This window comes from Trinickia camelliae, assembly GCF_053525655.1.
In genome coordinates, this window is the sequence record NZ_JBCHAA010000007.1 from 19,169 (window position 1) to 40,846 (window position 21,678).

20 protein-coding genes are annotated in these 21,678 nt (G+C 62.0%); 9 read left to right on the plus strand and 11 right to left on the minus strand.

The window, feature by feature from the left end:
* Positions 1-3: 3 nt before the first annotated feature.
* The 3 genes from AAHK20_RS13465 (at position 4) to AAHK20_RS13475 (ending at position 2,880) form a co-directional block, all read left to right on the plus strand.
* Positions 4-834: a hypothetical protein gene (locus AAHK20_RS13465; RefSeq protein WP_449181960.1), complete on the plus strand. Its 831-nt coding sequence runs from the start codon at positions 4-6 to the stop codon at positions 832-834.
* 443 nt (positions 835-1,277) lie between these two features.
* On the plus strand, positions 1,278-2,009 hold the full coding sequence (locus AAHK20_RS13470; RefSeq protein WP_449181961.1) for a CC0125/CC1285 family lipoprotein: 732 nt from the start codon (positions 1,278-1,280) through the stop codon (positions 2,007-2,009).
* A gap of 139 nt (positions 2,010-2,148) precedes the next feature.
* Positions 2,149-2,880, plus strand: coding sequence for a hypothetical protein (locus AAHK20_RS13475; protein WP_449181962.1), 732 nt, complete (start codon positions 2,149-2,151; stop codon positions 2,878-2,880).
* Between the two features lie 97 nt (positions 2,881-2,977).
* On the opposite strand, the gene AAHK20_RS13480 is transcribed toward AAHK20_RS13475, so the two are convergent.
* The 3 genes from AAHK20_RS13480 to AAHK20_RS13490 are packed head-to-tail and all read right to left on the minus strand — an operon-like array spanning position 2,978 to position 5,951.
* A complete protein-coding gene (locus tag AAHK20_RS13480; RefSeq protein ID WP_449181963.1) occupies positions 2,978-4,423 on the minus strand; it encodes a LutB/LldF family L-lactate oxidation iron-sulfur protein in 1,446 nt (481 codons plus the stop codon).
* Positions 4,420-5,154: a LutC/YkgG family protein gene (locus AAHK20_RS13485; protein WP_449181964.1), complete on the minus strand. Its 735-nt coding sequence runs from the start codon at positions 5,152-5,154 to the stop codon at positions 4,420-4,422. The genes AAHK20_RS13480 and AAHK20_RS13485 overlap by 4 nt, the downstream gene beginning before the upstream one ends.
* Positions 5,151-5,951: a (Fe-S)-binding protein gene (locus AAHK20_RS13490; RefSeq protein ID WP_449181965.1), complete on the minus strand. Its 801-nt coding sequence runs from the start codon at positions 5,949-5,951 to the stop codon at positions 5,151-5,153. The genes AAHK20_RS13485 and AAHK20_RS13490 overlap by 4 nt, the downstream gene beginning before the upstream one ends.
* 180 nt (positions 5,952-6,131) lie before the next feature.
* Between AAHK20_RS13490 and AAHK20_RS13495 the strand changes: the two genes are divergently transcribed.
* Positions 6,132-6,854, plus strand: a complete 723-nt coding sequence (locus AAHK20_RS13495) for a FadR/GntR family transcriptional regulator (protein WP_449181966.1) — start codon at positions 6,132-6,134, stop codon at positions 6,852-6,854.
* Positions 6,855-6,981: 127 nt separating this feature from the next.
* Here AAHK20_RS13495 and AAHK20_RS13500 read toward each other — a convergent pair whose 3' ends face one another.
* The gene (locus tag AAHK20_RS13500) at positions 6,982-8,499 is read right to left on the minus strand and encodes a peptide MFS transporter (protein WP_449181967.1); all 1,518 of its coding nucleotides are present in this window, start codon (positions 8,497-8,499) and stop codon (positions 6,982-6,984) included.
* Between the two features lie 766 nt (positions 8,500-9,265).
* Here AAHK20_RS13500 and AAHK20_RS13505 point away from each other — a divergent pair.
* Together AAHK20_RS13505 and AAHK20_RS13510 are read left to right on the plus strand one after the other, a co-directional pair.
* Positions 9,266-9,838: a helix-turn-helix domain-containing protein gene (locus AAHK20_RS13505; RefSeq protein WP_449181968.1), complete on the plus strand. Its 573-nt coding sequence runs from the start codon at positions 9,266-9,268 to the stop codon at positions 9,836-9,838.
* Between the two features lie 480 nt (positions 9,839-10,318).
* Positions 10,319-11,866 carry an OprD family outer membrane porin gene (locus tag AAHK20_RS13510; RefSeq protein ID WP_449181969.1) on the plus strand — a complete coding sequence of 516 codons (1,548 nt, stop codon included), beginning with the start codon at positions 10,319-10,321 and terminating at the stop codon, positions 11,864-11,866.
* Between the two features lie 3 nt (positions 11,867-11,869).
* On the opposite strand, the gene AAHK20_RS13515 is transcribed toward AAHK20_RS13510, so the two are convergent.
* The 7 genes from AAHK20_RS13515 to AAHK20_RS13545 form a co-directional block, all read right to left on the minus strand.
* Positions 11,870-13,606, minus strand: coding sequence for an FAD-dependent oxidoreductase (locus AAHK20_RS13515; protein ID WP_449181970.1), 1,737 nt, complete (start codon positions 13,604-13,606; stop codon positions 11,870-11,872).
* 112 nt (positions 13,607-13,718) lie between these two features.
* On the minus strand, positions 13,719-14,714 hold the full coding sequence (locus tag AAHK20_RS13520) for a DedA family protein/thiosulfate sulfurtransferase GlpE (RefSeq protein WP_449181971.1): 996 nt from the start codon (positions 14,712-14,714) through the stop codon (positions 13,719-13,721).
* 303 nt (positions 14,715-15,017) lie between these two features.
* Positions 15,018-15,263 (minus strand): hypothetical protein, encoded by a 246-nt coding sequence (locus AAHK20_RS13525; protein ID WP_449181972.1) that lies wholly within the window; start codon positions 15,261-15,263, stop codon positions 15,018-15,020.
* A gap of 211 nt (positions 15,264-15,474) precedes the next feature.
* On the minus strand, positions 15,475-16,044 hold the full coding sequence (locus tag AAHK20_RS13530) for a TetR/AcrR family transcriptional regulator (protein WP_449181973.1): 570 nt from the start codon (positions 16,042-16,044) through the stop codon (positions 15,475-15,477).
* Positions 16,045-16,752: 708 nt separating this feature from the next.
* Entirely contained in the window at positions 16,753-17,493 is a 741-nt protein-coding gene (locus AAHK20_RS13535; RefSeq protein WP_449182223.1) for a cytochrome c biogenesis CcdA family protein, read from the minus strand.
* Positions 17,493-17,894: a thioredoxin family protein gene (locus AAHK20_RS13540; protein WP_449181974.1), complete on the minus strand. Its 402-nt coding sequence runs from the start codon at positions 17,892-17,894 to the stop codon at positions 17,493-17,495. Before AAHK20_RS13540 ends, AAHK20_RS13535 begins: the two co-directional genes overlap by 1 nt.
* A 28-nt stretch (positions 17,895-17,922) precedes the next feature.
* Entirely contained in the window at positions 17,923-18,720 is a 798-nt protein-coding gene (locus tag AAHK20_RS13545; protein WP_449181975.1) for a YkgJ family cysteine cluster protein, read from the minus strand.
* A 246-nt stretch (positions 18,721-18,966) separates the two neighbouring features.
* Here AAHK20_RS13545 and AAHK20_RS13550 point away from each other — a divergent pair, with 246 nt between their 5' ends.
* From AAHK20_RS13550 to AAHK20_RS13560, 3 genes are all read left to right on the plus strand, one after another.
* Entirely contained in the window at positions 18,967-19,659 is a 693-nt protein-coding gene (locus AAHK20_RS13550; protein ID WP_449181976.1) for a J domain-containing protein, read from the plus strand.
* 147 nt (positions 19,660-19,806) lie between these two features.
* Positions 19,807-20,994 carry a GGDEF domain-containing protein gene (locus AAHK20_RS13555; protein WP_449181977.1) on the plus strand — a complete coding sequence of 396 codons (1,188 nt, stop codon included), beginning with the start codon at positions 19,807-19,809 and terminating at the stop codon, positions 20,992-20,994.
* 341 nt (positions 20,995-21,335) lie between these two features.
* Positions 21,336-21,596 (plus strand): hypothetical protein, encoded by a 261-nt coding sequence (locus tag AAHK20_RS13560; RefSeq protein WP_449181978.1) that lies wholly within the window; start codon positions 21,336-21,338, stop codon positions 21,594-21,596.
* The last annotated feature ends 82 nt before the right edge of the window (positions 21,597-21,678 follow it).

The window sequence follows — 21,678 nt, forward strand, 5'->3', positions numbered from 1 at the left end:
TGTATGACGGAAATGCCAATTACTGAAGAAGCTGCGAACCGATTTGCACACATTATCGATCAGCGCGATGCCAATCTCGCCGGGGAACTATTGGGTCAATGTGTTTCAAATATCGAAAATAACACGGGTAGTCCTTCTGGAAGTTTGCGTATCCTCATTAGTCACGCCGAAGTATCGGCGATGGCAAGTTGGTATCAGAATGGCGATCTTGCGGCTTTTAAGAATTGGCTTTACGCTCGCGGTAAGTTGGAATATATCTTGATGCACGAGCCATATAACGAAACGGGTGGCGTGCAGGCGTATGAGAGTTGGGCGTTGCGCGGATTGTTTTATTTGGTATCTGGCCATTCTGGTTTGATCGAATGGTATGCCGGGGTCGATGAAATGTTTGATGCGCGTCGCACCAATGACGTTAGAGTATTTGATTTTTGGACCAAGCAATTTTTCATTGCGTTGAGGGGTGAGTGGGACATTCTGGTCTCGCGCTGCGAGCGCATCATCGCAAATCCGCCAAAGGGAAGCCGAGAAAAAAAATTTTTGATTGATCATCAGTATTACCTCGCGTTGGCAAAGGGCGATGTCGATGGGATGGTATCGATTATCAAGGAATTGACCTCCCAAAAACTTATTGCTCGACGCATTTCTTTGGAGGGAGGGTTTAGCGCTAATTTGATCTGTACCCCTGCCGTGCTTTATAGCAAACTCGCGTGGATGCGCGGTTATCAAATTATTGTCGATAGTCCCTATATTCCAAAAGACTGGTTGCCTATTTCTCCGCTTACCGAGTACACGGATCCATATGATTTCATGAGGAAACGAGAAATCGTAAAGTAACGCTGTCGTTGAGTGGGATTGCCTCTAGGCAACTGGATTCACGTAAATCATGTAGCGATGTGCCTCGGCAGTTGACAGGTGCATCGCTAGCGTCTGTTTGCAGTCAGAATGTACGAAGAGGCCCTAAGAGCCGCAGTGAGTTTGTACCGGTTTCCAAATGGCAGCAATTAGACGAATTCAGCCGCGTGTGAACTGCTGCACCCCAAAGGTTTGATCGGTTCCAATATTTCGTATGCAGCTTGCGTACCCGGTTTGTGCTTTAGTCAAAATGACCGCGTTCGAGCGTCCCCCAAAGCCGCCGACCCAATCGCACCAAATCACCCCCCAAAACCTAAAGAATTTCCACCCCCCGACGATATCCCTATAAGCGATACCGTCTCAATCCCTGCGCGCCGAGCACCCACTACCCGCCGAGCCCGCAGTTTCAAACAGATTAAATAACAATGACCTTAATTCGAGCCATTCGGAGAAAGGCCGTCATAGCGGCCGCTTGCCTTTCAGTCATGCTTACCGCCTGCGTCACGGCATATCAGCCCCACGGCGCAACGGGTGGCTATACCGACCGGCGCATCGACGATGAAACCTACTACGTGAAATTCCAGGGCAACGGCTACACCTCGCGCGAGCTGGTCCAGCGCTACTTCCTGTTCCGTTGCGCCGAGTTGACCGAGCTGTCCGGTTTCAAGTACTTCGTCATCCTGCCGCCCGCCGCATCGCTCAGTTCGGCGCCGCATTACGACGACTCTGTGCACATGGCCTCGATCGATCGAAACATGCTGCACAAGACCCACGCGGCCCCGATCTTTATCTACACGGGCGGCGGCGGTGGTGCGACGCGTTGGCGATACGAAGGCACGATCCGGATGTTCAACGACGGCGCAACGATGCACGCGCGAATCATCGGCTGGGATGCGCAAGAGCTGCTCGATGCGCTCGGCGCGTATGTCCAAAGCAGCGGTAAATCTCCGGCCGTGGTGCCGTCGGCGTGGGTCTTCGATCCAGGGCACGAAAAGATGCGCTACTTGGACGTCTTCCCCACGAGCACGCACGCGGCGACACCGCCTGCGCCGGCTGCCGCGGCAAGTGGCGCGATCGTCGATGCGCCGACGCACGGCACCCATGCCGATGCTGTTGCCGTTCCGGACAGCGGCGCGGCGGCTGCATTGGCGCAATAGCCGACATCAACCACGGGGGGCCGCATCCTGACTTCTATCTCACCGACTCAATGAGCGTTACGACGTTAGGCCGGAACGGCGGGTCGTCCGACCCGTCACGGGCCTAGATTCTTCATCAACATAAAAACTTACTCAGTCAATGAAAACAGTCTCGAGAGCCACACTGGGCACATGCTTCCTGATGATCGCGCTTCTGTCGGGTTGCGCATCCCTGCCGAAAACCGACCTGAATGCCGAGAACCGCGAGAAGCTCCATTCGATCGCCGTTCTCCAAGTCAAGGAGCCGGAGAAGGAAGGCGTCGTCAACACGGGCGGCGCGGCGGCTGCGTTCGGTCTGATCGGCGCATTAACGCAAGTGGCAGTCAACAACAGCCACACGAACACGTACAGCAAGCGCGTCGCAGACGAAAAGATCGTGTTTGCGCCGGTGGTGGTCGACGGCGTCGTCGATCGGCTCACCGCGGACGGATATCAGGTCGTCAAACTGGGAGACGACCAGAAGGTGCAAATGTCATCGGACGGCAAGTCGGATGACTACTCCGGCGTCCATACCGACGCCGATGGCATCCTGAGCATGTGGTTCACTTCGTTTGGCTATCTATCACCGCCCGAATCCGCCGAATTCATGCCGGCAGTGGTCTTGCGTGCGCGCGTTCTCGATGCGAAGACGAAGCAGGACATGTACAACAAGACGTTCGCCTGTGGCTACGACATGAAGGCAAACAGCGTCCACATCGAAAGCGATGCGACCTACCGATACGGTACCTTCGGCACGCTCGAGGACAAGTTCGACGAGTCGGTTGAGGGCATCAAGGCCTGCGAGCAAGCGATCGTGGCGATGATCGGCAAGGATCTGGCGCGAGTCCAGTAAGAGGTCAATGTGCGGCGCTCCGGCGTGACAAGCCGAAGCGCCGCTATCGCCGTAGATTTCACGGACATTGGCGGAAGGAACCACGAAGCCTTTCCGTCTATTCCCCCTGCCCCCGCTCCCGCAACAAATCCGCCAGACTCCGCCTCGCAGGCTCAAGCGGCATCCGATACCGCGTCCACCCCATCTGCCTCGCCGGCGTCAACGCACGCAACCTCGTCGCCGCCCACCGAAACACCCGATACACGCGCGGATGCCCAAACGCTCCACTCCAAAACCGCCAAATCAACTGTTCCCCGCGACTGAACTTCGCCCCTTGCCCACGCAACGGATGCTCGACTGCTTCATGCGGATTCCGATTCGCCTCTGTCCTCAACCGAATCAGCAATTGCGGTATCGGAATCCGCACCGGACACACCTCCCCACAAGCCCCGCACAAACTCGACGCCGTCGGCAAATCCGCCGTTGCCTCAAGCCCAAGCAAATGCGGCGAGATGATCTTGCCGATCGGCCCCGGGTAGGTCGTGCCATAAGCATGCCCACCGATACGCGCATAAACCGGACAGTGATTCATACACGCCCCGCACCGGATACATTGCAGCGTCGCGCGTAATTGCTCGTCCGCATACGCCTGCGTGCGCCCGTTGTCGAGCAGCACGAGATGCACCTCGCGCGGCCCATCGAGCTCACCGGCCCGCCGCGGCCCTGAAATCAGATTGAAGTAAGTCGTGATCGCCTGCCCGGTGGCCGATCGCGTCAAGAGGCTCGCGAGCGGCACGATATGTTCGAGCTTCTCAACGACCTTCTCGATGCCCATGATCGCGATGTGCACGTCCGGCACGGTCGTCACGAGGCGGCCGTTGCCTTCGTTCTCCACGAGCCAGAGCGTGCCGGTATCCGCCGCCGCGAAGTTGACGCCCGAGAGCCCGATATCCGCGTCGACGAACGTCTGGCGCAGCGCGCGCCGGCCGGTCTGAATCAGTTCGTCTACGTCCTCGGTGTAATGCGCGTCGGGGATGCGTGCTTCGAACAGCTCGCCGATGTCCGCTTTGGTCTTGTGAAGCGCGGGCATCACGATATGCACGGGCTTCTCGCCGGCTAGCTGGATGATGTACTCGCCCATGTCGGCCTCGATGCAGTCGATGCCGCGCTCGGCGAGATAGTGATTCAACTCGATCTCTTCGCTCGCCATCGACTTGCCTTTGACGATGCGTCGCGCGCCGTGCGATTTCGCAATCCGTTCGATGGTGGCGTTGGCTTCGTCGGCGGTCTCGGCCCAATGGACCTGCACGCCGGCGGCAGTCAGTTTCTCTTCGAGTTGTGCGAGCAGATCGGGCAGCCGCGACAGCGCATGCTGACGCACCGCTTCGCCGAGATCGCGCAGATGCTCGAGTTCATCGGCGTCGGGAAACTGGATCGCGCGCTTGCTTTGCAGAAAATTCATCGCGCCGCGCATGCTCTTGCGCAGCTTCGGATCGTCGAGCGCCGCGCGGGCGCGCGCCTTGAAGTCTTCGGTGGGGACGAAGTGCAGCGGGTTCGTGCTCATCGGCTGTCTCCAGTCCCATGCAAAGCAGCCTCATTGGCGGTGGCGTCGTCCGTGACGATCACGACCCACAGTTCGCGCGGCCCGTGCGCGCCGTAGGCGACGGTTTGCTGGATGTCGCTCGTCTTCGACGGGCCGGAGATCAGTACGAGGTTCGTCGGCATGCCGTCGCGCCAGCGTTCGGCCTTGGCTGCCGCGTGCATGTCGGGAAAGAGCGTGTGGGCATGGACGAGCGCGATATGCAGCGGCGGCGCGAGCGACACGCTGCGCGGCGATCCCGTATCGGGTTCGACGATCAGCGTACCTGTCGAGGCGATGCCGGAACGGGCGACGGTAAAGCCAGCGTCCACCGTGTCGAAGAGTTCGGCCTTCCAGTTTTCGATCGGCGTTGCGAAGCGCCGCGCTTCAATCGATGCCGGTAGCGCGCGCGTCAGAGCGGCGCCTTCCGCGCACGCGTCGTCGACAAGCAAGCGCCGCACGCCTGTCGCAGCCATCCGTTGCGCTACGAGGGCCGGCCACGATGCGGTGTCGGCGCACCAGACTTCGGCGTGTGAGGCGGTGAGCGCCGTTTGCATCGATTGCACGAGTTGTTGTGCCGATAAAGCAGCCCCTCGACGCTGTTGCTCGTAATGAGCATCGATGCGCGCATCGATATCGCGCGTATTCGACGCCGCCGAGGGCGCGGCGGCGCGCAGCCGTCCGAGTATGCGTTCGCGTGCGCTAAGCGTGCTCATGCCGATTCCCCCGCATCGTTCACGTTGCCGCCGGTGCGCCGCCACAGAAACGATGCAAGGTGTTCGACCGGCAGCGGCGCGCCTTGCTTCGCGGCGGCGTGGCCGATGTTCAACAGACATCCGCAATCGGCTGAAACCAATCGATCGCAGCCAGTCGCACAGGCCGACGCGATCTTGTCCTGCACTATCGCACCTGAAATGTCGGGGTGCTTCAATGCAAACGTACCGCCGAAACCGCAGCATTCCGATTCGCGCTCATGCTCGATGCGCGTCACGCCGGGCAGCGCATCGACGAGTTCGACGCCGTGCGCGCGCGTCCCCATTTCGCGGCGTGCCGCGCACGATGTGTGCAGCGCGACCCGCTCGGGGGCGAGTCCTTCCGAGCATTCGTCGGCGTACTGAACCTTGAGCACGCGCAGCAGAAATTCACCGAGTTCGTAGACGCGCTCGGCCAGCGCACGCGCTTTCGCCTGAGCGGCCGGATCGTTCTCGAAGAGCGTCGGCCAATGGTGTCGCATCATGCCCGCGCAAGATCCCGAGGGCACGACGACCGGCCAGGGCTCGCGGAACAGATCGAGTTGCGCCCGCGCTACCTCGCGCGCTTGCTCGGGATTGCCGCTGCTGTACGCGGGCTGGCCGCAGCAGCTTTGCGCACGCGGGAAGTGGACGGTCAGGCCCTCGCGTTCGAGGAGGCGTATCGCATCGAGACCGGCCTGCGGTACGAACAGATCCACCAGACAGGTGGCGAATAAGTAGACGTGCGTGGGGCGCGTGGCGGGGTATTGCCGTTCGATCATGTCTCGCTCGCTGATGTCGTGTGCCGCTTTCCCGCTGCGTAAGCCTTGACGATTCCAACGTGTCGGCGCGGTTTTTGCGGCCTTCGGCGCATAATTCCCGCTTACATGCGCGGGCTCAAATTGGTTGGACCAGTTCTGGCGGCAAGCGGCCGCGAAGCGAGACGAAGGGCGAGGACGTTGATGACGACAACTAGAAAGATATCGGCAAGAGGCGCCGCGCGCGGACGCGTCGAAGGCGTCATGCGCCAAATGGAGACTGCGCTGATCGACGGCACTTGGCGCGCCGGCTCGCGCCTGCCGGCCGAGCGCGCGCTGGCGGAACAGTACGACGTATCGCGCAACACGATACGCGAGGCCATCCAGCGGCTTGCGGCGCGCGGCTTGGTGCAAAGTCGCCGCGGCTCGGGCGTATTCGTCACCGATCAACTGCGCACGGGCATTGCATCGCCGTGGGGGCAACTGGTCGCCGATCACCCGGCGCTGCGCGAAGACATTCTGGAGTTCCGCCGCGTGCTCGAAGGAGCGACGGCGTACTTCGCCGCGCAGCGCGCCAGCGCGGAAGACCGCAAGCGGATTCGCGCGCTGCTAGGCGAACTCGAACGCTCGCATGCCGCCGACGACAAGCCCGCCGAAGCGCGAGCGGACGCCCGACTGCACGAAGCGATTGCGCAGGCGTCGCACAACGCGATGTTCCTGCACTTGCATACGAGCGTGATCGGCATGCTGCGCGAGCACATCACGACGAGCGGAACGGGTTTGCGGAAACAGGACGCGAACGCGTCCGATCAGTTGCTGATGCAGCACCGCACGTTATGTGAGGCGATTTGCGCGCGACAGCCGGAGGAGGCGCGCACGGCGATGCAGTCGCATATCGACTTCGTGCGCGCGAGGATCGAGCCGTAGGCGGTGGGAGGGAAGCTTGAGGATCAGCGGCCTGAGCTGCCAATAGCTCAAGCCGCTGTTGCAAGAAGCGAACGGTGCAGGACCGTTCGCGTTCGGCGCCTAAGCGCCGATAAACAACTGAAGTCACTTACGCCTGCTTAGCCGCGAGCGCTTCCGCGCGCCCCGCATCGCGCTGCTGTTCAGCGCCCTTATGATGCTGACGCGAGAGCTTGCCCATGAACGGCAGCAGCAGGAACGCGAGCAGCGCGCCACCTGCGGCAAGCCAGCCGAGGCCAAAGAAAAGCTTCGTATACATCGGCAGCGACTGCAGCGGGCTCAACTCGTTCGACGGCATCTGCGCAAAGTTCGCGACCACGCTGCCGAGGTATTGCGACACGCCCGTCGCGACGAAATACGCGCCCATCATGAAGCCGCTCATGCGCGTCGGCACGTAGCGCGCGATCATCGCGAGACCGAGGCCGCTCACGAGCAATTCGCCGAGCGAGTAGAGGCCATAGCCCCACACCATGAACCACGACGACACGCGTCCGTCGACGGCATAGCGTCCGCTGATCGCATAGACGAAGAAGCCTGCCGCAACCACCACGAAGCCCATCGCGAACTTGCCGGCCACCGGCACGTCGTTGCCGCTGGTGGCAAGGCGCGTATAGAGCATCGCGAGGAACGGGCTCAGCAGCATGATCCAGATCGGATTGAGCGCCTGGAACTGCGCGGCGCTCCACGAGAATAGATGCACGCCGAACACGGAGAAGCCCGGATCGACGTTGCGCAGCGCGAACAGCGTGAGCGACGTCGACATCTGCTGATAGAAGATGAAGAAGAGGATCGATTGCAGCGTCAGCACGAGCGCGGCGATCAGGCCCGCGCGCTCGGAGCTTTCGCACTTGGCGAGCATGTAGGCGAAGATCGCGAGAATCGCGACGCCCGCCGCATACACGCACGCGACGGCCACGGCCTTGTGCTGCAGCACGAACATCGTCGCGAGACCGAGCACGACGCCGCCCACGGCGATCGCGCCGACACGGTTCCAGCGGATCGGCTGGTCGTCGGGCAGCGAGCCGACGCGCGACAGCGAGCGGTGCATCAGCAGGAAGTTGATCACGCCGAGCAGCATGCCGGCGCAGCACACGGCGAAGGCTTCGTGCCAACCCCAGTGGTCCTTGATCCACGGCGTGGCGAGCATCGATACCGTCGAGCCGATGTTGACGGCCATGTAGTAGATCGTGAACGCGCTGTCGATGCGCGCGTCGTCGCCTTCATAGATGCGACGCACGAGGTTCGCCGCGTTCGCCTTGAAGAGACCGTTGCCGACGACGATCACGCCCAGCGACGCATACATGAACGCGAGGCTGTCGTTGGGGAGCGAGAGCATCAGGTAGCCGCCGCACAGCACGAGTGCGCCGAACACCATCGTGCGGCGCGCGCCGAGCACCTTGTCGCCGATCCAGCCGCCGATCGAAGGCGATGCGTAGACGAGCGCGGTAAAGGCGCCCCATGTGAGGTTCGCGTGGCTATCGGTGAAGCCGAGCTTGTCGATCATGAACAGGACAAGCAGGGCTGCCATCCCGTAGTACCCGAAGCGTTCCCACATTTCGATCAGGAAGACCGTGGTAAACGAGCGGGTCTGCGATATTGGTTGGTTCATCGTGGACCTCTTATTTGAAACGTTTGCTGCGGCAGATACGCGGGAAACGCGCATGGCTGACCGGCGCTTGGGAAAATTCTTCCGCCCATGTCAGGCGCTGTTGCTTGCCGACGGTCGAGATTCAATGCGTGCATTCGCATCGGTCACAATTGAGATAAGCGACCCGGCATGCTGAGAATTAAGTCGCGCCATATCGGATTGGGCCGGGGTTGCGGCGGCGTTGACCAAAAGCACGCCATGATACTGGAGCAAAATCCGGGGGTTCGGCGCGCGACGAATAGCCTCTACGGAGCGAGGGCCGGATGAGAGCGAGCAGGCGGGGGAGTGGAAAGCTGAGTCATTTCTTAGGGGTGGCGACGGCCCGGTGGGGCGCGCTTTAGAAAGCCGGCGCTCAGGATCGCTGAGCGGGCATTCGTTGCGAAGGCGAATCGTAAGCTTGACGATCCGCAGGGTGCCGAGATTGTCCAGAGGAAAGTCACGGGCGTCACTACGGGAATTCACTGACGTGCCGATTTAAGACGATGTAAGCGGGGCGAAAACGTTTGCCAATAGAAAGCCTGCACCGGCCCCTTTGTATCTTGATATCGTTGATTCCCCGATTGCTGAAGCTTGGATATACGCCTTACGATTTGCCTCTGGCAAGATAGAGTGTTTTCTCTAAATTGCGCGTCCCCTTCGCCTCGGCTGCCCCGCACCGGGCACCCCGCATTCATCTAACAAAATCAACCAGCATTAACCTGTTTGGGCTGGCGAACTACGGACTGGTATGGTCTCTACACTTGAAAACGTCCACTCCTCCTCGGAGCTGGGCAGCAAGATCCGCGCGCTCAGGCAGCGTCTGAAGCGCACGCTCGACGAAACCGCAACCGCAGCCGGTATTTCGAAGCCGTTCTTGTCGCAAGTCGAGCGCGGGCTCGCTTCGCCGTCGCTGACGTCGCTGAAGGGTATCGCTGGCGCCCTCGGCGTGACGATGCAGTATTTCGTCGAGACGCCGAGCGAGGAGCGTTCGGTGTGCCGCGGCGATCAATTGAAGTTCTTCAGCTTTGCGAATTCGGCGAATCTCTTCGCCCGGTTGACGAATTCGACCGGCGGCCGCCAGTTGGAAAGCATTCTCGTGCGCTTGCCGCCGGGGCAGCGGCGTTCCGAAGTCACCACGCATGCGGGCGAAGAGTTTCTGTACGTGGTCTCGGGTCAGATGGTGCTGACGCTCGAAGGCAAGACGTTCGAGCTGCACGCCGGAGACAGCGCGCACTACGAATCGACGGTTCCGCATGCCTGGATGAACACCGGCAACATCGAAACGATGGTGGTCTGGGTGGGTACGCCTAGGCTGTTCTAGTATCTACGGCCGGCGCGATCAGCGCCTAGGCTGCGCAATCCACGTCCAGCGTGGATTGCTTGTTGGCGAATTATTTAGGGATACGAAAATAATAAAAAAATCAAAATGGACTGGAGCGGTCTGAAATGAGACCGTAGTCCCTATGCGCGGCTTGGAGACCTGCCGCGTTTTGTTCCCTTTCGCTACCTTCTTTGTTACCCGTCCCGCATACAACTCGACGTTGCGAAAACCACGCGTTGCATTGCCATTCGCGTGGATAGAGCGCGGCGTTTAAGCGTTTCGGGATAGGCGTCGCCTGTATTCAAGTAGGCGAAGGTCGGCGCGAGAGAGCCTGCCAAATCCGTAGTGATGGTTCACAACGACGCAGTCCAGGCTGCGCCGAGGGAGGCGTTCGTCCTCAATGCAGCGAGGGCGAACGAAAGACGTCCGCTGGCTTCGAGTCGGCGGATGCACTTTTATTTCAACAATAAAGAGTTTCGGATGAGAAAGCAGAGATCGATTTCGACAACCTCACATGCATTGCTGGCCGCAGGCGTGTTGGCAATGACTGCCGCGAGCGGCGCCTATGCCGAAGATGCGCCGTCGCCGAAAACCCCGAGTACGGCGGCGACCTCGCAGGCCGCGGGCGACTCGGCAAAGGCAACGGCGAATGCGAGCGCATCGGCGCAGAAGACGCCCCACGCTCAAAAGGGGCCGGCGGCTTCGACGCCGGACGGGCGCGTCGACGTCGAAGCGACGCAGGCGGTGCTGCCGCCCGAGCCGATGTCGAGCCAGGCGCAGAGCCACGGCCTGATCGCCGATAGCCATCTGAATTTCGAATTTCGCAACTACTCGGACTACCAGCACGTCGACGGCTCCAGCGACTCCAATTCGACCAACCGGCATGCGTGGGTGCAGGGCGTGCAGGCAAATTTCGAATCGGGCTTCACGCAAGGGCTGATCGGTCTGGGCTTCGACGCGTCGCTGTTCGGCGCTTTCAAGCTCGATGGCGGTCAAGGTGCGGGCAACATGGTTCATGTTGCGAAGGGCGGCGGTGGATACGATCAGTTCGCCTGGGCCTACCCCGGCATCTACGACGTCAAGGCGCGGATCTCTGAAACGGTCATCAAGTACGGCCTGCAGATCGTCGACAACAATCCGTTCATGGAGCCGCACGACAATCGCGCACTGCCGCCGACGTTTCTCGGCACGTCGCTCGTCAGCGACGAATTCAAGAACCTCTCGCTGCAGGCTGGCAGCTTCACGAAGGTCGATGCGCGCGGGCGCACATTTCTGACGGACATGACGACCGCCTATGGCGGAACCGCCTTCAAGCGCTTGAGCTATATCGGCGGCACGTGGAACTACTCGGAAAACGGTTCAGCGTCGCTGTTCGCGAATCAAGCCGACGACGTCTGGCGCCAATACTATGCGTCGATTCAGCACAGCATCGGCAGCGTCGACACGCTCAAGTGGACGGGTTTCGGCAACGTCTATTCGACGCATAGTTACGGCTCGGCCAATCAAGGCTCGATCGATAACAACGCGTATAGCTTGTCGCTCTCGGCGCAGCATGGGCCGCACAGCATTCTCGTCGGCTACCAGCAAATTCTTGGCGACCAGTTCTTCGACTACGTGAACGAAACCAGCGGCATCTACCTCGTGAACTCGATGGACGTCGACTACAACGCGCCGCACGAAAAGTCATTGCAGCTGCGTTATACGTTCGACGGCAAATACGCGGGCCTGCCGGGCTTTAAGACGATGCTGTGGGGCGTGACGGGCTGGGGCGCGGATGCGTCGGCAACGGCCAATCAGTATGGGTCGAACGGGCCCGGGTTCAGCAACGTCTACTGGAGAAACGGCCAGCCTGTGCAGGGACGCCATCACGAATTCGGCATCATTCCGTCCTACACGCTGCAAAGCGGCCGCTTCAAGAATTCGAAAGTCACGTTGATCGCGATGTGGCACCAGGGGTCGGCGTACTACTCCGATAGCAGCAACTACGAGTATCGGATGGTCGTCACGGTGCCGATGAAGGTGTTCTGAGAACTAGCACGCTCCTTCCACCGCCTCCCCGGCGTGCGCGGCCAGCATCTTGTGAATCTGCGCGACCACCGCCGCGCCTTCGCCCACGGCCGCGGCCACCCGCTTGGTCGATCCCGCGCGCGCATCGCCGATCGCGAACACGCCTTCGACGGTCGTCGTCAGGCTCGAGCTGAGCGCTGCCCCCGGCGCGTTGCCGCTCGCTTCGTTCGGGCCATCCGAGCCGGTCAGCACGAAGCCCTTGGCGTCGAGCTCGACATTGCAGGTGCGCAGCCAATCGGTGTTCGGATCGGCGCCCGTGAACAAGAACAGATGCCGCACGTCGAAGCGCGCCGTGCCGTTGGGGAGCGGCTCTTTCAATATGACCGCGCCGAGTCCGCTCTCGTCACCTTCGAGGCTGCCGATTTCCGAATGCGTATGCACGGTCACGTTCGGCAGGGACTCGATCCGGTCGATCAGATAGCGCGACATCGTCGCTTCAAAACCGCTCCTGCGGATCAGCACGTGCACGTGCTTCGCGTGCGACGCGAGATAGACGATGGCTTGCCCGGCGGAATTGCCGCCGCCCACCAGCACGACTTCCGCATGCTTGCACAAGCGTGCCTCCACGGGCGAAGCCCAGTAGTACACGCCGCGCCCGTCGAACTTGTCGAGTCCTTGGATATTCGGCCGCCGATACACCGCGCCGCTTGCGATCACCACTGAGCGCGAGGAGATCGAACCGCCGCATCCCGTCTCCAGCCGGTATGGCCGCTCGCCGCAATGGAGCGCCGTGATCCTCACCGGGATTGCCACGTGCGCGCCGAATTTCTGCGCCTGGACGAAAGCGCGCCCTGCCAGCGCTTGGCCCGAAATGCCGGTCGGAAAGCCAAGATAGTTTTCGATTCGTGCGCTCGCGCCGGCTTGGCCGCCCGGTGCGCGCGAATCGCACACGATCACCGATAGCCCTTCCGATGCCGCATAGACCGCCGTCGCCAGCCCGGCCGGTCCGGCGCCGACGATGGCGACGTCGTACACGCAGGAGTCGTCGAGATCCGGCAGCAGGCCGAGTTTCGACGCCAGCAGCCCGTCGCTCGGACGGCGCAGCACGGTGCCGTCGGGGCACATCACGAGCGGCAAATCGTCGGGCTCGGCCGAAAAGTTTTCGACGAGCGTGCGCGCATCGTTGTCGGCGCCCATGTCGAGGACCGTGTGCGGATGGCCGTTGCGCGACAGAAACCCTTGCAGCGCGACGAGCCTTGCCTCGTTGCTGTTGCCGATCAGCACCGGGCCGCCCGCGCCGTGCTCGATCAGCGCGACGCGCCGCAGGATCAGCGAACGCATGATCCGCTCGCCGAGCTCCGCTTCGGCGATGATCAACGCGCGCAATTGGTCGGGCGGAATGAGGAGGACGTCGACGGGGCCAACCGCCACGCCATCGACGAGCGAATGCCGTCCCGAGAGCTGGCCGACTTCGGCCATGAAGCCGCCTGCGTGATGTTCGACGACCAGATGCTCGTTTCCGAAGGCGTCGCGCTGCAGGACGCGCACGGTGCCGCTCAGCAGGACGAACATGCCTGCACCGGGGCGGCCGGTCTGGAACAGCAGCTCGCCCGATTCGCAGTGCTTCTCCGTGCCGAAGCGGCGCATCCGCTTGATTTCCTCGGGCGTGAGCTGCGGATGCAACTGATGGAGCCGCGTATGCAGCGACGAGTACGGTGCTTCGACTACCGGTTGTCCTTCGACATCGCTTGACGCAGGCATTCGGAAGACTCCTTGGGGGAAATAGGGGACCGGCGACACGCGGCGCCCGGCGGATTTGGCGAACCCGCCGGTGCATGCGCCGCTTGGTGAACGGCGGAGATGAACAGGCGGCTTAAACGGCCTTCGGCGTTGGCTCCGCCGCGCCGTCCGGCATCGACGTTGTCGCCCCCGGCAGCGGCGACAACGGGCGACCGGCGTCGCGCCACGCATCGATGCCGCCGAGCAGCGGCACCACGTCGTTGAAGCCGGCCTCGGTCAGTTGCTTCGCCATCCACGCGGCCGACACCTCGTTCGGACACGAGCAATAGATGACGAGCTTCTGCTCGGGACGGTAGGTTTTGACGATGTCCTCGAGATGACGCTCGTCGGCGAACACCGCGCCGGGAATCACGTACGGATCGAGCACGCGCTTTTCGTCCGAGCGGATGTCGAACACGATCGGCGTTTGCTCCTCGCGCATCAGGTCGTACAGTTCGTCGACCTTGATGCGCGCGGCTGCGAGCTTCTTGATCAGTGCGCGGCGGCGCGTCCAGCGATAGGCTGCGTAAAGCAGCAGCAGCACAACGGCGATGAGCGCCGCGGCTTTGCCGAGGCGGTTGATGCCCGCGAACAGCATGTCGATCTGCTGCGAAAAGACTGCGCCGACGATGAGCCCGACGCCCGCCCAGATCGCCGCGCCGATACCGTCGTACAAAAGGAAGTTGCGGTAGGGCGTGTTCATCGCGCCGGCCATCGGGATGGAGACGATCGACAGCCCCGGCACGAACTTCGCCACTGCCAATACGCGCACGCCCCAGCGGCCGAAGAAGCGCTCCGTTTTCTTGACGCACGTATCGCGCGACAACGAGAGCTTACAAATGGTTTTCAGCGTGTTGCCGCCGTAAATGCGGCCAGCGAGGAACCAGGCGCTATCGCCGATGAGCGTAGCGAATACCGAAAGCACCAGCACGGGCGCGAGCTGTGCCCCCACCGATTCAGGATGGAGCGCGGCCATGGCTCCGAATAGAACGAGCGTCGGCAGCGCGGGGACAGGCAAACCCAGCGACGCGGCTAGCACGTTGGCAAATACGAGCGCTGGGCCATAGCGCACGACGAGGTCATGTAGCATCGGCTTACTTCCTCGGCCTTGGAATAGGTCTGTGAGGCGGTTTGGAAACCTTAGGATTATCACGCATTTCAGTGAACGGCGAGTGCCGCTCACGCAATGCCCATGCGCGTAATGACGTCTTCCAGTTTATTCAAAATCGCGCAGACGGCGCAGTCCAAAACTCGGGGCCGAGTGGAAAAAAGCAAGGCTTGAAGCGCCGCTCAGGCGTTGCTCAGGAGGTAGCGCCGCGACGTGCGAAGGTGCCGGCCGCTGGTTGGCCGGCCGGGACGTGCAATTGAATGTGAGGCTTTCGGTTCGGCCGGTTCAGCGCGCGTGATGCTCGCCGGGCAGCTCGGCCCCATGTGCGCGGATCGCCGCGATCAGCTCTGCAGGCGTGATTTCGTAGCGCACTTCCCGATGGATGCCGGGCTTGCGTTCATCGATATCGATCAGAAGAATGCCTTTACCGTCCGCGGTTGCTTCGAGCCGCAGCGAACGGACTTCGCGGTTGCTCGCGTCGTCGAATTCGGTGAGCAGGGTCATTGCTCCGGATGAGCCGGTAGTGCGCATCGAACGTATCCTCGAGTCGTTGTTGGATGTGATTTACGGACTGAGTGTAACGCGATCTCGGATTTTGGCCGTGGCCTTTTTAAAGCACAAGATCAGTGCGCCGCGACGGGCGTCGCGTCCGGCTTGCCGCTCCCGGCCCGAGCGGCGCGGGCTCCCGAATGTTCTCACCGCAGGCGGGCCGCAACGGCTGGCGCGGCCCGCCTGTGGTGCATCAGGCAACTTGCAGGCGTTCGCTTTCGATGAGGGCTGCGGCAATCTCCCACGCATCGAGCGCGGCGTCTTGGCGGCCGCTGACCTGCGCGGCAATCGTCGCGCCGTCTAGCAGCATGACGCAACGGCGCGCGGCTTTCTCCGCGTTTTCGGCATCGAGGACGTCGGCGAGAATACCCACGAGCGTGCGGACAAATCCCTCTTTTTGCACCGATGCTGCCGCGAGAATTTCGTTTTCCTCGGCATGGAATTCGGCGGCGGCATTGGTGAACATGCAGCCGGTGAAACTATCCGAATTGATCCATGTGTTATGCCAAAGGAAAACCGCATGCAGTTTCTCCAATGGATCGGAATGCGGCGCGACCGCAGCAGCGATTTCGGCGGCGCGTGCCGCGCTCTGTGTATTCAGTACTTCGACGACGAGCTTGCTCTTCGACGGAAAGTACTTATACATCGTCATCTTTGCGACTTGGGACTCGGCGATAATGCGATCGATCCCCACAGCGTGATAGCCGTGTTGCGCAAATAACCGCGTAGCGGTGTCGACTAGCGCTTTCTTTTTCTCGCTCATACTCGTTTCCCGGGGGTTGTGTGCGAATGTGCTTCGTATTGCGTCGGGGGGGCGGCGCACTGAGAACATTTTTGAAACAATCCGGCGGATTAAAGCTCTCGGATGAAATTAATCCCTTTAGTTCGCCGGCGAATCTATTCAAAACGCATGACAGTCCGAGAAACGTCATTCAAATCCAATTGAGCGGCAAAATCAAGCATTAGTTTTCATTACCCAAATCGTTAATTTATTCATTCATTGTTTTATTGGGCAGTACGTGCTGAGTGCGGCTTTGCATGGGATCCGAGTAATGCTCTGCATGGGGCCGGAATAAGTGCAAATGCACTAACTCCGGCCGACACGCTAAAGCGATAACTTCAATCGACAAAAAAAAGCCCGCCCCGTAAAGGGCGGGCGCTTAACGCCGTTATTGCTCGGATCAGCCGTCCGCTTTCGCGGGACACTGACGCATCCATGCTATCCGGCCGTAATTCCATGTCCAGCCAGGGGATACGCCAATACGTGGGATGGCATTGAAGTTCGCGGCTCTCGACTGTTTCAAGCGCGTGAACGAAACCCAATGAAAGCCGGGTGGGCGCGCTGGGCCCGAACTTATCCCCATTTTTTGTTGGCAAGGCTGTGGGTAACTTGGGCACAGGCCGGCCAAGTGTTTGAGCCGCAAGCGTTCTTTGCCGGGGGCGCGCGCCTGGGCAGGTGCGTGCCGGAGGTTCAGATCGAGGTGGTCAGCGCGGTCAGCCAGTCGGGGCTCAGCGCGAGCAGCGCCGATTCGAGCTGACGATCGAGGCCGGTCACGATCAAGACGCCGAACGCGACGAACAGCGTGCCGAGCGCAATCCGTCCAGCCGCGCCAATCGCGCCGACACGGCCTCGAAACTTGACGAGCGCCGCGCGCGAGAACGAGCCCAAAAGCATCAGCGGCAGCGCGGCGCCGATGCCGAAGCACGCCATCAGCGCCGCGATGTCGCCGAGGTGCTTGCCTTGCGCCGCGAGCGTCGTCGCCGCGCCGAGCGTCGGACCGACACACGGCGCCCACACCGCGCCGAGCAACAGGCCGATGCCGAACTGGCCGAGCACCGTATCGCCTTTCAGCTTGGCGAGCCACCCTTGGGCACGGTCGGCGAGCGGAGACACGCCGCTCGCGAAACGCGTCTGCAAGCGGCGCGACAGCATGACGACGCCGAACACGATCAGCAGCACCGCCGCGATTTTGCGCAGCACGTCGTCATCGAGGCCGAGCGACGCGCCGGCGGCCGCCAGAAAAATGCCGATCGCGGCAAACGAAAGCCCGAGCCCGGCCGCGAGCGCGAGCGGACCCAGGCGGTGCGCGGCGAGCGCCGAAGCCATCAGGATCGGGATCAGCGGCAGCACGCACGGCGAGAGCGTCGACAGCGAGCCGGCCAGCAGGCCGAGACCGTAGGTGCTCCAGGTGAAGGCGCCGCCCAAGTCCATCACAGGGCCTTCTCGAGCGTGCTCTTGATCGCCGGCTCGGCGGTTTCGCCGGTTGAACGGGCGACTTCGTGTCCGTTCTTGAAGACGACGAACGTCGACTGCTGCGTCACGTGCAACGCACGCTTGAGCGCGACCTCCTTGTCGTAGTCGGCTTCGAAGAGCGTCACGTCTTTCAGGTCGGCCGACGCGCTGAGCCGGTCGACGATCGGCTGCTGGATCTTGCAGGTAGGACACCACGTCGCGTGGAAGTAGACCACGACGGGCTTGCCTTCGGCCTTCAGATGGTCAAAGGCAGCCTGGTCGAACGGTCGTTCGCCGGCCCCCGGTTGGCCGGCCCCCGCGATTCCGGACGCGAGCAACAGGCCCACGAGCACGAAATATCTGCCGATACGTTTCAACATGGCGGTTCTCCAAATACGGGCAAAACGGCTAGGCCGATGGGGCCAGGAACCCTAAATACTCATACGCGGCGGGCTGCGATTCGGATGCGGCGTCGACAAATTCGCCGAGCGCGCCGACCGACACCAACACATCCACCGTCTTGCGCTGGTTCGATACGAACGACCAGGGCGTCTCCGTGCGCGCATCGTTCGGCAAATCGGCCGAGGCGCGGGCCTGCGCCTGCGTCAATGCCGCGTGCAGCGCCGCCGCTTGCGGCGCGTGCGCGACGAAGCCTTCGTTGGAAACCGCGGCCTTGTCGATGCCGAGCGCGGCGCAAACGGCCCGTTTCATCGGTGCTTCAAGCTCGTCCGCGCTGCGCGAGCGCGCGATCAATTCGCGCAGCGCCGCGTCGACGATCACGCCGTGCCGGACGTAAGGCGTCGACGGCGCCCACGCTTCGGGCGGACAGCCCTTGTGGCTCGGCACGAGCGGCACGAACGGATTGATCTCGGCGGGATAGACCCGGCAGACGAGCGGGCGGCTCTCGTAAATTCCGCAGCGCATGTCGGGCCCGAGATTCGGACACGGACCGGCGAACGTTCCCGCCAACACGACGATGACGCGCGCGGGCAGCGTACCGCTCGTCGCGGCAAACGAGCGCCTGCGCTTGTGCTGGGCCTGCAGATCGTCCGCACCGGGCTCCTCGAGCCAGGGCAGCGCTTCGCACAGCACTTGAACCTGCCCGCCGCGCTCGATCCAAGCCGTCGCTTCGGCGACGGTCAATGGCAGGCGCAGGTCATGGCAGCAGTTGCCGCACATCGTGCAGGTGAAATCGATATCGTCCATGGTGGCGTCTTCGTTTTGTATTCGGTTCGTGGGGCGAGACCCGATTGAGTCGTTCGAAGACGAAAATTCTTACAGGCGAATGGGATATTGTTTTCTGGCGAAACAACGGCGGAATAGGGCGGCGGCGTTGCCGGCGAGGCGCTTGGCGCTATGCTACGCGTCCGCGCGGGACGGTGCTTGGGCGTCCCGGGGCTGCCATGCGTGCGTGCTACGATGGCCCGGCATGCAACTTGAATCGAGCAATGGATGGCGACGCTATATGACACGCTGGGTGTGCGCGAGGACGCCACCGTCGACGAAATCAAGGCCGCGTATCGCAAGGCCGTGATGAAGTGGCACCCCGATCGCAACGTTGGCCGCGAGGAGCAGGCTCGGGCGGCGTTTCTGGAGATCAAGGAGGCTTACACGATCCTGTCGGACCCTTTGCAGCGCAAGGTGTACGACGCCGTGTACGCGGACGAGATGCGGCGCCACGGCCATCAGCGAGAACAGGAAAAGCGCGCGAAGTCCGAGCGCGAGGCGCAGGCCCGGGACGCCGCCGAGGCGTCGTACGCGGCGCTCGTGAAAGTGGCGATGCGCTTCGCGGAGGAAGGGCACAACCGCGATGTGCTGTTCGGCGTCCTGCTCGGCCGCGATTGCGACGTCCCGCTCGCGACGCGCATTGCCAACAGCGTCTGGGCGCTGCATGAATCGCGCAAAGCGCCGGCCAGCGCTCCGGCGAATGCCGCCGAGGCCGAAGCGCCGGCTGAGGAGCCGACAGCCGCATCGGCCGCCAAATCCGCCTCCGCGGCCGAGCCGGAGCCGTCCAGTAGCGAAACCGCAAACGAAACAGCAGACGCAGCAGCGGGCAAACAAGCGGACGAACCATCGACGCAAGACCAGCGTCACGCCGGCGTATTCAATTCGCTGTGGCATAGTTTTTTCGGCATCCGCTCGTAGCGCAAAGTAGCGCAAGCGTTTCGAGTGCAAACTTAGTTGCGTACGCAACAATTAAGTGCGCCGGCATCAAGAGTGCGCCGAGCCGGCCGTTAACCAGTTCGTGTAACTACGTTGCGGAGTGTTGGCGGCACCTTTTCCCGCGCGCCTATGCTATTCAGCCCAGTCAGTATTCTTGCCGTCACGGTTCTCTCCGGCCTCATGAGCATGGCGGTGCTCGGTTCAATGCGCTCCGCCGCGATTCCGGGGGTGACGTACTGGATCAGCGCCAACGCCATATCAATCGTCTCGTTCGTGCTGTTCGCCATGCAAGGGCATGCGCCGCGCGGCATCGCGATTCTTGGCGCAAACGGTTTGCTTGGCCTTGCCGTGCTGCTGGTGCTGCACGGCTGCCGGCTGTTTTTCGGGCGGCGGCGCGCATGGTGGCCGGAATACGTCGCGCTCGCCGTCATGATGCTGGCAATCGCGTACTGGACTTACGTCGCGCCCGACATCTCCGTGCGCATCGCAGCGGTCTCGGCCTTTCACGCGTACATCTACCTGGCGGTGGGATGGTTGGCGAGCCGGGCGCGTCCGCCGCAGCGGCCGAAATACGCCTACCGTTTCGTGACGATCGTCGCGTTTCTCGGCGGCGTGGGGCACGCGATTCGCGGGCTGACCTACGGCCTCGGGCTCATTCAGCAGCACGCGCTGCTGGAATCGACGCCGCTCAACATCGCGTTTCTCGGGCTCGGCATTCTGATGCTGCCGTGCATGTCGATCGGCATGGTGATGCTCGCGCACGACCGCATGGCCGAGCAGCTCGAACGCCTCGCGAACGTCGACGAACTGACGGGTGCGCTCGCGCGCCGCGCGTTTCTCGCGCAGGCGCATGCGATGGCGAAATCGATGAAGGGGACGAACGAGCGGATCTTCATGGCGATCGTCGACATCGATCACTTCAAGGCCATCAACGATAAATACGGCCACGCGAGCGGCGATCTCGTGCTCGCGCATTTCGCGTCCGTCATCGCCGACAATCTGCGCTCGTTCGATCTCTTCGGCCGTCTCGGCGGCGAGGAGTTTGCGGTGTTCTTTCCGGCCGACGAAGGCGAAGAGGCGGCCGCGATGATCGACCGGCTGCGCGTGGGTGTGTCGGCATCGCGTTGCAAGGTGGCGGCCGAGGCGCTGTCGTGCACGTTCAGCGCCGGCATTGACGAATACCGCGACGGCGAACCGCTCGCGGATCTCATGGCGCGCGCCGACAACGCGTTGTATGCCGCGAAGAGCCAGGGCCGCAATCGTGTCGTGCCGGCCTGGTCCCTCGACCTCGAAACCGAGGGCGCGGAGCCGCTTTGATTCGTGCGGCAATTTTGTCTGGTAATGCCGGCCGCATTCCCTATATTGATTGAAGCAGCGCGGCCTAATTCGCGTTCGCCGACTCACGAAGTCATGATGCGCAGAATTGCGTGCGCCCTTTCCGCACGTATCTGCCAGCGCTAATCCGCCGTATCGGCATTAGCGTCATGCGCTGGAAATCGGTTTCAGCTTTCCAACGCCTAACTCTCTTAGAAACCCAATAACGTCCAATTCCCGGGCCGTTGCACGCTGGTCGAATGCCGGCGCGCCAACCCGTCCAGGCTAGCGAGTTGCCGCGATTTTCAGTCGGGCAATTGGCGCAGCATGAAAGGAGTGTCGAGATGAAATCACGCTTCGTATTGCCGATAGCGGGCGCGCTGCTGCTCGCGGCGGCGGGCGCCGTGAGCGCTGCCGAAACACAGCAGCCGCAGGACCCGCAGACGCAGGGTCAGGCGCAGATGATGCAGAACGCCAATACGTCCGCGCAATCGAGCACGGATACGTCCTATGGCGGCGTGCCGGATACGCGCAGCACAGCGGGCGGCATGCGCGCGCACACGTGTTCGTCGCGCCCGCAATGCGACATTTTCTTTGGCCAGTGAATCGCGGCCACGCTTGACGCCGCTGTCGCCGATGCGGCAGCGGCTGACATCGAGCTCACGCGCCGCCAGGGTCGCGGCCATT